General features: G+C 45.0%; 14 protein-coding genes. 10 read left to right on the top strand and 4 right to left on the bottom strand.

Annotation, left to right across the window (positions count from 1 at the left end):
- The first annotated feature begins 8 nt into the window (after positions 1-8).
- The 6 genes from ADU22_RS21090 to ADU22_RS21065 all read left to right on the top strand — a co-directional run bounded on the left by ADU22_RS21090 (position 9) and on the right by ADU22_RS21065 (position 5,366).
- Positions 9-494 carry a cell wall elongation regulator TseB-like domain-containing protein gene (locus tag ADU22_RS21090; protein WP_053363934.1) on the top strand — a complete coding sequence of 162 codons (486 nt, stop codon included), beginning with the start codon at positions 9-11 and terminating at the stop codon, positions 492-494.
- A 34-nt stretch (positions 495-528) separates the two neighbouring features.
- On the top strand, positions 529-1,719 hold the full coding sequence (locus tag ADU22_RS21085; protein WP_053364695.1) for a pyridoxal phosphate-dependent aminotransferase: 1,191 nt from the start codon (positions 529-531) through the stop codon (positions 1,717-1,719).
- Between the two features lie 158 nt (positions 1,720-1,877).
- Entirely contained in the window at positions 1,878-3,173 is a 1,296-nt protein-coding gene (gene asnS / locus ADU22_RS21080; RefSeq protein ID WP_053363933.1) for an asparagine--tRNA ligase, read from the top strand.
- Positions 3,174-3,352: 179 nt separating this feature from the next.
- Entirely contained in the window at positions 3,353-4,060 is a 708-nt protein-coding gene (locus ADU22_RS21075) for a DnaD domain-containing protein (RefSeq protein WP_053363932.1), read from the top strand.
- 251 nt (positions 4,061-4,311) lie between these two features.
- Positions 4,312-4,965 (top strand): endonuclease III, encoded by a 654-nt coding sequence (gene nth, locus ADU22_RS21070; RefSeq protein WP_053363931.1) that lies wholly within the window; start codon positions 4,312-4,314, stop codon positions 4,963-4,965.
- Entirely contained in the window at positions 4,965-5,366 is a 402-nt protein-coding gene (locus ADU22_RS21065; RefSeq protein WP_053363930.1) for a YpoC family protein, read from the top strand. Before nth ends, ADU22_RS21065 begins: the two co-directional genes overlap by 1 nt.
- Before the next feature lie 37 nt (positions 5,367-5,403).
- On the opposite strand, the gene ADU22_RS21060 is transcribed toward ADU22_RS21065, so the two are convergent.
- The gene (locus ADU22_RS21060; RefSeq protein WP_053363929.1) at positions 5,404-8,055 is read right to left on the bottom strand and encodes a PBP1A family penicillin-binding protein; all 2,652 of its coding nucleotides are present in this window, start codon (positions 8,053-8,055) and stop codon (positions 5,404-5,406) included.
- Positions 8,056-8,094: 39 nt separating this feature from the next.
- Complete coding sequence (gene recU / locus ADU22_RS21055) at positions 8,095-8,709, bottom strand: Holliday junction resolvase RecU (RefSeq protein ID WP_053363928.1); 615 nt, start codon at positions 8,707-8,709, stop codon at positions 8,095-8,097.
- A 121-nt stretch (positions 8,710-8,830) separates the two neighbouring features.
- Between recU and ADU22_RS21050 the strand changes: the two genes are divergently transcribed.
- From ADU22_RS21050 to ADU22_RS21040, 3 genes are all read left to right on the top strand, one after another.
- Positions 8,831-9,814, top strand: a complete 984-nt coding sequence (locus tag ADU22_RS21050) for a DUF2515 domain-containing protein (protein WP_231687978.1) — start codon at positions 8,831-8,833, stop codon at positions 9,812-9,814.
- Between the two features lie 339 nt (positions 9,815-10,153).
- Positions 10,154-10,420, top strand: coding sequence for a hypothetical protein (locus tag ADU22_RS21045; protein ID WP_053363926.1), 267 nt, complete (start codon positions 10,154-10,156; stop codon positions 10,418-10,420).
- A 68-nt stretch (positions 10,421-10,488) separates the two neighbouring features.
- Positions 10,489-10,851, top strand: a complete 363-nt coding sequence (locus ADU22_RS21040; RefSeq protein ID WP_053363925.1) for a YppE family protein — start codon at positions 10,489-10,491, stop codon at positions 10,849-10,851.
- Between the two features lie 58 nt (positions 10,852-10,909).
- On the opposite strand, the gene yppF is transcribed toward ADU22_RS21040, so the two are convergent.
- Positions 10,910-11,107 (bottom strand): YppF family protein, encoded by a 198-nt coding sequence (yppF, locus tag ADU22_RS21035; RefSeq protein ID WP_053363924.1) that lies wholly within the window; start codon positions 11,105-11,107, stop codon positions 10,910-10,912.
- Between the two features lie 189 nt (positions 11,108-11,296).
- On the opposite strand from yppF, the gene ADU22_RS21030 reads away from it, so the two are divergent.
- On the top strand, positions 11,297-11,848 hold the full coding sequence (locus ADU22_RS21030) for a YppG family protein (protein ID WP_053363923.1): 552 nt from the start codon (positions 11,297-11,299) through the stop codon (positions 11,846-11,848).
- 71 nt (positions 11,849-11,919) lie between these two features.
- Here ADU22_RS21030 and ADU22_RS21025 read toward each other — a convergent pair whose 3' ends face one another.
- The gene (locus tag ADU22_RS21025) at positions 11,920-12,612 is read right to left on the bottom strand and encodes a Crp/Fnr family transcriptional regulator (protein ID WP_053363922.1); all 693 of its coding nucleotides are present in this window, start codon (positions 12,610-12,612) and stop codon (positions 11,920-11,922) included.
- Positions 12,613-12,705: the final 93 nt, after the last annotated feature.

The raw sequence follows: 12,705 nt of genomic DNA, 5'->3' as shown, positions 1-12,705 counted from the left end.
TGGTTTCCGTGAAAAAGTGGATTATAGTCAGCACATTATTTGTCATTGCATCAGGAGTAGCCGCAGCTTTTTTATATTTTAATGCGGTAAAGCCTCTTAGGACCGCTGAGGAAAAAGCGGTGGCCATTGCAAATGACGAGACAGGCCTTTCTGGATTTCAGGATTTCGAGCTTTATAATGGCGAAGAGACCTATTATGTCCTTAAAGGGAGGGACAGTGATGAAGAAGAGGCCTTTGTCTGGATTTCCGAAGATGGTGAGAAAATCATCACAAAAAAGGCCGCTAGTGGTGTGAATAAGGAAGAAGCTGTCAAAACTGTTTATGGTGACAGGAAGCCGAAGGAAATTCTTGATGTAAGGCTGGGTATTACCATGCTGCAGAAAACAGTCCGGCCTGCCTGGGAAATTTATTACCGTTCGGAGAATGACCGCCTTAATTATTACTATGTTGATTTTGAAACTGGTGAAAAACTGAGGGCGATTGATAATTTTTAATTATAGAGATATGTTATGGAGGATGAAAATGAACATTCAGCTGGCAAAAAGAGTAGGTACGCTTACTCCATCCACAACCCTGGCAATTACTGCGAAGGCAAAGCAAATGAAGGCGGAAGGCTACGATGTGATCGGTCTTGGAGCGGGAGAGCCGGACTTTAATACACCACAGCATATAATTGATGCTGCCGTAGCATCCATGGAAGAAGGGCATACAAAATATACGCCATCAGGGGGGCTTCCCGCTTTAAAGAAGGAAGTTGCAGCCAAATTAAAAAGGGACCAGGGCCTTGATTATGATGTGAAGGAAATAATCGTTACCAACGGAGCGAAACATGCTCTTTATACCTTATTCCAAGTGCTTTTGGATGAGGGAGATGAAGTCATTATCCCGACTCCATACTGGGTCAGCTATCCTGAGCAGGTCAAACTTGCGGGAGGAGTCCCTGTTTATATCGAAGGTGCCGAAGCCAACAACTTTAAAGTAACACCTGAACAGCTTAAGCAGGCTGTCACCGAACAAACAAAGGCTGTCATCATTAATTCGCCMAGCAATCCAACAGGAATGATTTATTCCAAAGAGGAATTGAAAGCCCTCGGGGATATTTGCATCGAAAAGGGAATTCTGATTATATCCGATGAAATTTATGAAAAACTTGTTTATGGCGGTCATGAACATGTGTCGGTTGCGCAAATTTCCAATGAGTTAAAAGAGCGGACCATCATCATTAATGGAGTATCGAAATCCCACTCCATGACTGGCTGGCGAATCGGTTATGCCGCAGGCAACAGTGATATTATCGGGGCAATGACCGACCTCGCGAGCCACAGTACTTCAAATCCTACTTCCAATGCACAATATGCCACCATTGCGGCCTATTCCGGAACTCAGGCTCCTGTTGAGGAAATGCGTAAGGCTTTCGAAGAAAGACTGAATATTATCCATCAGAAATTGGTGGACATCCCTGGCATAACCTGCATAAAGCCCCAGGGAGCCTTTTACCTTTTCCCAAATGTAAAAGATGCAGCTAAGCTGGCCGGCTGCAAGGATGTGGATGAATTTGTCGAAAAGCTTTTGACGGAAGCACAGGTAGCCGTTGTACCGGGCTCAGGCTTTGGTTCACCCGACAATATCCGCCTGTCTTATGCCACATCCCTTGAACTTCTTGAAGCGGCTGTCGAGCGTATCAGGGATTACATCCAATCCAAACAAAAACAGGCTTAGCAGGAAGTAGGAGGGCCGGGATCCGGCCTTCCGCCTTTTTATGGATGGAGCAGGCTTCACTTGCTTTCAGGTTTACATGTTGTCCTGCATGCAAACCAAGGTTATAATTGAACACGTACATAACACCCAGTTTTGCTTAGTTTTGGAGGGAACAATCAGTGTATAAAACAACTATTTCGGAAGTTCATAAATATGTCGACCAGGAAGTCAGGATTGGAGTCTGGCTTGCAAACAAGCGCTCCAGCGGAAAAATCGCCTTCCTGCAGCTCCGGGACGGAACAGGCTTTATTCAGGGAGTCGTTGCCAAAAGTGATGTAGAGGAAGAAGTGTTCCAGCTGGCAAAATCCATAACCCAGGAGTCCTCCCTGTATGTTACGGGCCGCGTTCAAAAAGATGAAAGGTCTCCACTGGGGTATGAGCTGCTCGTAAATGGCCTGGAAATCATCCATCAGGCAACCGACTACCCTATTACACCAAAAGAACACGGAACCGAATTCCTGATGGACCACAGGCATCTTTGGCTGCGCTCCAAGCGCCAGCATGCCGTGATGAAGGTCAGGAATGAAATTATCCGTGCAACCTATGAGTTCTTTAACAATCAAGGGTTCACAAAAGTCGATCCGCCAATCCTTACTGGAAGCTCTCCTGAAGGCGGAAGCGAACTTTTCCATACGAAATACTTCGAAGAGGATGCCTTTCTTTCCCAAAGTGGCCAGCTTCACCTCGAAGCGGCTGCAATGGCGCTAGGAAAAGTGTTTTCCTTCGGTCCGACATTCCGGGCAGAAAAATCCAAAACCCGCCGCCATCTGATTGAGTTTTGGATGATTGAACCGGAAATGGCCTTTTATGAACATGAAGACAGCCTAAAGGTCCAGGAAGAGTATGTTTCATATGTGGTTCAATCTGTGCTGGAAAATTGCCAGATAGAATTGAAAACACTGGGACGGGATACCTCAAAGCTTGATAACATCAAAGCGCCATTCCCGCGCATTACGTATGATGATGCCATCAAGCTGCTTCATGAAAAAGGCTTTAATGATATCGAATGGGGCGATGATTTTGGAGCTCCTCATGAAACGGCCATAGCGGAGAGCTATGACAAACCTGTTTTCATCACGCATTACCCGACTGCGCTTAAGGCTTTCTATATGCAGCCTGCCCCAGGACGCCCCGAGGTGGTTCTGTGCGCCGATTTGATCGCTCCTGAAGGATATGGCGAGATTATCGGGGGATCAGAACGCATACATGATTATGATTTGCTGAAGCAGAGACTTGACGAGCATAATCTGCCGATGGATGCCTATAAATGGTATCTGGAGCTTCGCCAATACGGTTCTGTGCCTCACTCGGGATTTGGACTTGGTCTTGAACGCACGGTAGCCTGGATTTCAGGAGTCGAGCATGTAAGGGAGACCATCCCTTTCCCTCGTCTTCTAAACAGGCTGTATCCATAAACAAGGGAGAGATTGTCGCAGCCAGCCTAATCAGCTGTGGCCCAAAAGCGCCTATTCCATTCTAATGGTATAGGCGCTTCCCTTTTTCTGTCTATTAGAACTAATGCACATCTTTAATCTTTTTGTGCAGAGTTACTAGCCGGCAATGTTCGTGTTATACTAGAAATGAGGTGTCCGGTATGCAAAAAGCTGATTTTTTGGAATGGCTGCGGGAGGGAAGCATCAATATCCCAGCCGCTTTACTAACAGAATATAAAAACATGCACTTGACTGAAAAAGAGCTCGTACTGCTTCTTCAGGTGCTTCATTTCGCTGAAAAGGGAAATGAGTTTCCCACGCCTGCCGAGCTGTCCGGACGTATGGCTTCCAGCGCCTTTGACTGTACGGAGATGCTGCGAACCCTGATTCAGAAAGGCTTTATTGAAATTAAAGATGGCTTTTCGCCCGATGGAATTCGGTTTGAAAAGTATTCCCTTGACCCATTATGGGAAAAGTTGATCGACCGCTTCCTGCAAAGCAGAAAACAGGAACGGGTACATGCCAGGCAAGTGGAAGAGACGGATTTATATACATGCTTTGAAGAAGAGTTTGGCAGGCCGCTTTCCCCGTTTGAATGTGAGACACTTGCGATGTGGATGGATGATGACCATCACGATCCGCTTATTATCAAAGCTGCACTGCGTGAAGCCGTCATATCAGGCAAATTGAACTTTCGCTACATCGATCGCATTCTGTTTGAGTGGAAGCGCAATGGAATCAGGACAATTGAACAGGCCAAAAGCCATGGCCGGAAGTTCAGGCAGCATCAGGGACAGCAAAGGAAAGTGGAAAAGGAAACAAACGTACAGCCGAAGCCCGTCCCATTTTACAATTGGCTTGAGCAGTAAATTTGGCATAAAACCAATCAGAGGCAACGAGGAAATCGTTTCCTCATTTTTTTATAGATAAGAAAGTATAAAGTGGAGAACTTAGATAACTGTCTAGCTCCAGCGCCTAGCCCCTCGAGTCATAAGCCGCTCCAGAATTGAAGGCAAAGAACGCCTTCTATTCTGGATCGTCTTATGCTGGTCGGGGCTGAGCAAGGCGCTTTCGCTTTTCTTATGTATGGTTAAAAAATTTATTATGACAGGTGGAGACGATGTTAAACAAGAAAGAAATTCGTTATTGTCTGGATGAAATGGGACGGATGTTCCCTGAAGCTCATTGCGAGCTGAATCATTCTAATCCATTCGAACTGGTCATAGCGGTGGCTTTATCGGCACAGTGTACAGATGCACTGGTCAATAAAGTAACTAAAAACCTGTTCCAAAAGTATAAGACCCCCGAAGACTATCTAAGCGTCCCTCTAGAAGAACTTCAAAATGACATAAGGTCCATTGGTCTGTTTCGCAATAAAGCAAAGAATATTCAAAAGCTTTGTTCTATGCTGATCAATGAATACGGAGGCATTGTTCCCAGTGACCGTGATGAATTGACCAAGCTTCCTGGTGTAGGGCGAAAAACCGCTAATGTTGTTGTATCCGTAGCTTATGGAGTTCCGGCGATTGCAGTTGATACGCATGTGGAGCGGGTCAGCAAGCGGCTTGGCTTTTGCCGGTGGAAGGACTCTGTCCTTGAGGTGGAGAAAACGCTTATGAAGAAGGTGCCTAAAGAAGAATGGTCGGTTACCCACCATCGAATGATTTTTTTCGGGAGATACCATTGCAAGGCGCAGAATCCCCAATGCGAGATATGTCCTTTACTGGAATTGTGCAGGGAAGGAAAGAAACGGATGAAGGGGAAGGAAAAATAGTGGAAAGTTGGACAGATGACCATATAGGGGAAAAAGAAGTTAATCCGTGGGATACGCCAGAAAAATACATTCCAATCCTGTTAAACGAATGGGAAAAGCTTAAGGGTGTAATTGGCCAGGGCCATTCTGTTCGTGATCCGATTAAAGCATCTGTGGCGATGGAGCAGGGTATAAGCCTTTTTTTGAAGTTCGTCTACTGGTCAAATCGAATGCCGGTAAGTTTGTCTTTGGAAGGCTTGGGAACCTTAGGTGTAAAGCCTGTCAACGCAGAAGAGAGACTCAAGTTTATCATGGCCAGGCCGGGGCTTTATCATTCTTACATCCAACTTTCGGGATTAATGGTTGAACAGCATAAGCAGTTTGCCAGGTCCACGCTTAAATTTCGCGAGGGAACACAATAAAACGCCCGGGAACCATAAGTTCCGGGCGTTTTTTTTGTTAGCTGCCATTTCCATTGTTGCCTGTTTCGTCGGAGCCGCCGCCTGTGCCATTTCCATTGCTGCTTCCGTTGCCTGCGGCAGGATTTTCTGTTTCTGTTTCTGTTTCGTCGGCTCCGTCTTGTTCATCCTGGTTGTTGCCAGTTCCACTCTCGTTTTCTTGATTTTTGTCTTTCTCTGTGTCCTTCTCTTTCTCTTTTTCTTTTTCTTTTTCCTTGTCTGCATCTTTGTCTTTCTCTGCTTCTTCTGATCCTTCTTCTGCCTCAGGTTCCTCTTCTTCCGGAACGGCTGAAGGATCCGGTATTTGGATGCTGGTGCTTGCCGGGTCGCTCCGCTGGTCACCGCGGATGGCGGTTACCTTGAAGGTATAAGTGCCGCCAGGAGAAGGATTGGCAATCTTCAAACCTGTTTCCGATGTCGATTTCAACAGCTGTTCACCGCCGGAATCAAGGGAAGCACTTACTTCAAAACTTACCCCGCTCTGGGCTTTGTGGCCCCAGGTCAGGATGATTTCGTTAGTGGTTTCGTCGTATTTGGCGTTCAATTTATTCGGCGCATCCAGCTTTTCGAATTTCTTCGATGTTTCAGCAGGTACATGGCCCTTAACGGCATATTCATACAGGATTTGGTCCTTTGGCGTGTACTCGCTGGCTAGTTTTGCAGGGATGGTGCCTCTTTCAATCGCTACCCTCACAACACTGTTTGGTGTGGTAAAGTCAGGGGTATCGATATTTTTTGAGACCTCCTGAATGATGTTTTTAAACAGGATCTGCGGTATTTTTTGCTGATATCCATCCGCCAGGAGGGCATTCTCCTTTGTTTCATATCCTGTCCATATGGCAGCTGTATACCTGCTTGTATAGCCTACAAACCACGAGTCTGGTACCGCTCCATCAGGAATGTTCCATTTGCTGATTTGTTCGGAATCATAGTTCGTTGTTCCTGTCTTTCCGGCTACAGGGAGGTGAGGGATATTTGCCATGCCTCCTGTTCCGTATGGAGAACTGACAGCGCTCTTTAACATGTCTGTAATCATAAAAGCAGTGTAATCCTTCATTGCTACAACTGATTCGGGTGTCATGTCGATTTCCGTCTTATCCCGGAGGACAATTTTTTTGACGGCATAAGGTTCCGTATAAAAACCGTTATTCCCGAATGCTGCATAGGCTCCCGCCATTTTTAGCGGGGACATCTCATAAGCACCAAGGGCTGCGGATTCGGTAATCGGATCAGGAAGGAATTCTCCCAGTCCAAGGCCATCCGCGAAATCCCGGGCATTATCAAGTCCGGCCGCCTGCAGGGCTTGAAGGGCAGGAATATTTCTGGACTTTGCCAAAGCTGTCCGCATCGTCATTGTCCCTTCATAACGATTATTCCAGTTATTGATCGGCGTGCCATTCGAATACTGATAAGGTTTGTCTTCGAGCATATGGTAAGTACCCCAATTGAGGTGCTCAATGGCCGGTCCAAAGTCGAGAATCGGCTTGATTGTAGAGCCTGTTTGACGCTTAAGGTCGGTGGCATAATTCCACTCTCGTGCTCCTTTCTGGTTTCGTCCGCCTCCAATGGCTCGGATTTCCCCAGTCTGGGTGTCGAGAAGGGCAACACCAGCTTGTATCTGTTCGTTTGGATAGTTGATGACATCATTGGTATTCAGGGCATTTTCCACATAGTCCTGGGCATTCGGATCCAAAGTTGTATAAATTTCCAGTCCATCGGAAAAGATATCAAAATCGCCTTGCTGTTCTACCTCATCGATAACACGGTCGATAAAAGAGTCGTACGCTCTTTCCTTGCGCTTTTCACGATCTTCCTCCGCCACAAGGCTGGAGGTGACAGGAATTTCCAGCGCTTCCTTCATTTCCTGTTCCGAGATGAATCCATGCTGATGCATCAGCCTTAATACCGTGTTGCGCCGTTTTTCCGCTTTATCAGGGAACTTGAAAGGATTGTAATTATTCGGGCTTTGCGGCATACCGGCGAGCAGGGCAGCTTCATGCAGTTCAACTTCCTGCAATGGCTTTCCGAAATAAATTTTTGAGGCTGTGGCGATTCCATGGCTATTTTCAGACATGAAGATTTTATTCACATACATCTCAAAGATTTCTTCTTTTGTATATTTTTGCTCCAGCTGGAAAGCGAGCCATGCTTCCTTGGCTTTCCGGTCAAGCGTTTTATCAAAGGACAAAAAGTAATTTTTCACAACCTGCTGTGTAATGGTGCTGGCGCCTTCTGCTCCAAACCCATCGGTGATATTGGCAAGCACGGCCCCGCCCAGGCGGATGGGATCAATTCCATTATGTTTGTAGAATCGGACGTCCTCCGTGGCGATGACAGCATCCTTAACGACCTTTGGTATATCTTCAAAAGCAATATAGTCCCTGTTTTCCGAACCTACTTCCCTTACAAGTTCACCATTCATGTCGTAGATTTTTGAGGAAATGGGATCCTTCAGCATGGACTCATCAAGCTTGGGTGTATCATGGACCATAAAAGCAAAGGTCGCTGCACCGGCCAGCAGGCCGACGATCCCGAAGATCACAAGTCCGAGAAATATCTTTTTAAACAATCCTTTAGAGGATTTTTTTTCACTAGGCTTACGTTTGCTGCTCTTTTTACGGCGTTCCTCTCTTGTTTGAGGCTTATCTGCCATTTATATTTACCTTCCTTTCTAAACATCGGAAAAATAAGCTTAACTAAGATTATAAAGATAATCTATAATTCCAAGATAGTCAATCCTTGGATGCAGTCCTAAAGGAATGCGATGGCCAAACATTTCAACTTCTTTTTTGGTTATGGATTTACGGCCTCCGTCCTGCATCCTCTTCCAGAAACCAAGAAGATGTCCTGCCTCAAGCAGGTAGACTTCTTCAAGGGATGTAAATCGCACAATCACAAAGCAGATTCCATTATGCTCAAGAACGGCTTCCATATGCCGTATTTGGTGTTCATGAAAGTTCTTTAATGGGAAAGAGGTCGCGAACTTTGTTTCCTTGGCCTCGAAATCGATATACTTTCCTTTATAGACGCCATTATAGTCTGTAGTAGATGCTTGTTTAAAATAGGCCTCCTTAATCACGGCTGCACTTCTTTTGGGATAATCGACATGGACAATCTGGACTGGAGTGGGCTTCTTATGAATGACAGCCATTTGCTGTTCCAAATAGTAAGCATTTGTCTCATTTAAATCTTCTTCAAGTGTCATCCCCCTGTTGCTGTATGCAAAATTTTTCCCTTGGCTCTTTTTTTGGGGAGCGTTTGTAGTTTTGGGAATGTAGCGTTTCCCATTGGGATAATGAAAATTCATATATGGCACCTCGCAAACTACTACCTATCATACCAAATCTTCCTCATGTGTGGTTGAATAAAAAGACCTGAATGAACTCACGCTAATAGAAAAAAAGGCAGGAGGCAGGATGGTGAAAGCAATGCCAGGAACAATATCGAAGGCAGCAAGCGAGGAGGACCTTCTTCTTCAGATCCGCCTCGAGACCAACAGGCTGAATATCGACAATATCTCGCGTACGGCTGCCTATTTCGACTATTACCTAAAGCACCCCGATATGGTTTGGGCGTTCTTGGCGAGCATGGTATCACGGAATGGCGGCTATAATATGTGCGACCTTGAAGGGGAATGGTTTCCAAAAATCCTTGATCCGAAGGTATTGAGATTGCTTTTCCTGACTTATGAGCGAGCCAATTGGACCATTTTCCATGATGCCTATCCCCAATTGCTTTTATATCATTATTCGACGAAAATGAGGCGCCCAATGTTTCACCTGTTGCGATATCTGAATGTTTCTTCTTTTATGGAGAGGGAGTGGATGCACTATTGGAAGGCGGGAGATAAAAAAAGGCTGATGGTTGCCCTTATAGTGAACGAACAGAACGTTATCCATGATTCCGTCATTCAACATCATTTGTACCAGAAAAAAGTTTTCAATACCATGATGTTCATGTTCCAGGATCTCCTGCATTTCAGTTCGGTGATTCTCCCGACAAGAAAGGGGATCCTTTATGGTGCCAGTGTGAACGGGTTTAAGTCTGTCCATAAGCGAATCAACCTTGGCAAGAGGATTGCCGATATTTTGTTTCATCCTGACCTGTATCCCGGGTTTATTGATTTTGCACTCACAACGGAACATACGGGATCAAGACATGATTATGAACGGTACTTGCCTATGTCCAAAAAACGGGATACACCTTTTTTAAGGGCCGCCTTTCCTATTGTCAGCCATCATTATAGAAGGCAGGAAGACTGGTATAACAAAAGAAGGTTTCAAAGCAGGTGGATGGAGCAGGAAGTTCAGCATAGGCACTCCATTGAGCTTACGGAGTGGTTTCTTGAGAAACAAAAACAGTTCCATACGCTGATCACTCTAAAGGAAATGACTTTGGATGGATGGAGTTAGGGTTTAGAGCCTTTTTCCATAAAAAGAAGCAAGGGGCATCCCCTTGCTTCTTCAGGTTGATGGACGATCGGGCCCTTCCAGCTTTTTGTCTCCGTAACCGGTCTTGCGCTCTTCCATTTGTTTCTGCTCTTGTTTGTTGTCTTTTTCCTCGTTTTTCAATGCTAACACCTCCGCTTGTTATTTTGTTCAAAACCCAGCATTTAATGCAGGAAGATTTCTGTCGAACAAACAGGTATTCCATTTTCTTTGGCGAATACGTTCTAGTTTTGTCAAGTACAGAGGAGTGGTGCAGGAGAGGGCGAATACTGTACATAACAAGTTCCGAAAGGGGTAACGCATATGAGAGCAGAAGGGCTGGAGAAAGAGGAAATTTTGATCATGCTGGCGGAATTGAACGATCGGCTTGTGGAACTGGAATATGATTTGCACTCCTCAATTGAAGGGTTCAAAACAAAATGGCATGAAACCCAGGAAATCCGGTATGAACAATGCGGGCAAAAACTGGCTGATATAGAAAAAAGCATGCTGTCTTTGGAGGAGGAGAGCAAGGGAATCACATTGGCTTATCCGGGAAATCAAGTTCCAAAGCTTGAACTGGGCTATTAAACAAAATAGAATATATATCATCATTATAAAGTAGCCAAAGGCTGCTTTTATTTTTTGGAGGCCAAGAGATGAGTGGAAACCATAGGTTGAAAGAGCTTACTGAATTGATGTTAGAATACAGCGGGTTTATCCTAAACAGATTTGAACAGGCAAAGGCAGCAGGGGAAAAAGGTGATTTTTTTGAGGAGGTAAAACCTTTTGCTGATGAAGTGAGGGCAAAGGCAGGCGAATGGAAAGCGGAGACGCTTGTTTGGCTTGAGCAAAACCCGCAGAGAAACCTCCATCCAAAACAGATTGATGCAACGGCTGACAATATTGAGATGGTATCCATTCAAGCCTTTTTTCCAGAAACGAGCAGGAAGAGATTTATGGGACATATCCAGTCCATTGACTATGTACTGGGTTCGCTTTTGGATCTTATTGAGAAATAGGGGCAGAGTGCCATAAAAAAAGTACCCTGGAAAAGGGTACTCCTGCCTCAGCAGTGTATCAGGAATTTTGATGAGCATTTTCAGGAGTATTGGCAGCTCCCCTTAGCTCCAGCTCACGAACGAGCAAACGGTATTCACTGAAGGAAATTTCGTTATGGACATACGCCTTTTTGGCGAAATCCAGCAATTCATTCGCGTGTTCAGGTGTGTGATTCCTAACCTGGATAAACTTCAATGTCAGTTCGTGAACGTTCATGTGTTTTCCCTCCCTATATTTCATCATTATTTTAACATGGTTTTCAAAGCCCCTTTTATTTTCCAAATATTGAGATTTCAGACATCATTCCTCACATTTAGACAAATAGTGAAGACATTTCCAATTGAATCACTCTTTGGGCAAATGCATCATAAGATGCTGTAGCGAAAAATGAAGAGGAGGTTTGTCATGTTTGGCAGGAAACAGAAGTTGCCATATCCTATCATGTATCCATATGCACCCCTTCCTGTATCCTTTCCTCCTGGCAATGGATACAGAAACTTTCAGGCACCTCAAGCCTATTATCAATACCAGCATCATGGCTATCATCCATATATGGCAGGCGGAGGCACGATGAATCATCAGAACATGCCTTTTGCTCCACAAGGGCCCATGGGCATCGCGATGGGCCAGTGGCAGGGGGGGAGCCAACCTTACGCCGGCACACAGAATGTTGCGCAAATGCTGTTTGATAACCCGCTTCAGCCGCCGCAAAATCCTTCACCGTATGGCGGGTTTCTGCCCGGAGGCCAGCAGTCATTTCCCAGCTTGCATCCTTATCCGCAGAATGCCTTTTTGCCAAAACAGCCAGGCGGGTTTCAATCGGTCATGAATTCCTTTAAAAATCAGGAAGGAACACTCGATGTCAATAAGATGCTCGATACCGCAGGGCAGATGATGAATGCCGTAACCCAGGTTTCGTCCATGGTTAAAGGTCTAGGGGGAATATTAAAAGTATAGAAATGAGCCATACTATATAATTTGCAAAAAAGCCGCTGTCCGGAAAATGGACAGCGGCTTTTTCTTCGGCACTATAGCAATTCTTCCAGAAGGACTTGAGGTTCCAGTATCAGGCTCCCTTTATCGTCTGTTTCGATCAGGTTTTCCTTTTTCATTTTGGTCAGCGTACGGCTGACTGTTTCACGGGTTGTGCCAATCATATTGGCCAAATCTTTGTTGGTGAACTCCGCTTTTAAACAAACCTTCCCGTCTTCTTGTTGACTTCCATGTTTGGATGCAAGCCTGATTAACAGTTTTATGATTTGCTCATACGTATTGTTAAGGATTTGTTCTTCAAGCCGTTCTTGCAGGTCAACGATTTTTTCGCCCAGCACCTTGAATACCTTAATGCTTAATTGCGGATTTTCAATCAGTACACGCTCAAAATGGGAGATTGGAATGGTGATCAGAGCTGATGGTTCAAGCACCTCTGCGTATGCAGGATATCCGCCCTTGCGGAAGAAACCTACATGAGGAAACATTTCTCCGCCTTTTAAAATATTCACAATTTGTTCGCGGCCATTCACATCGGTTCTGTAAATCTTCACTTTTCCTTTATGAATAAAATACACATTTTCAATCGGGTCTCCCTGAAGAAAAACGTGGCTATTCTTCTGCCAATCCCTGGAAATGGAGATGTCGGCGATTTTGGCAATCTCCATTTGGTCCAAGTCGCGGAACAAAGAATAGCTGGAGAGAAACTGTTCAATTTGATATTTGTTCATTATGTTMACCTCTTAATAAACAACGCTACTTTCCCTATTGTAACAAAAAATGACCCATAGGAGTTGAAAGGTAGATTATGAGTCTGTAAAGGA

Origin of the sequence: Bacillus sp. FJAT-27251, assembly GCF_001273925.1 — a bacterium.
Classification (GTDB): Bacteria; Bacillota; Bacilli; order Bacillales; family Cytobacillaceae; genus Mesobacillus_B.
Note: the sequence above shows the minus strand (reverse complement) of the source record. Positions and strands in the feature narration are given on the sequence as shown.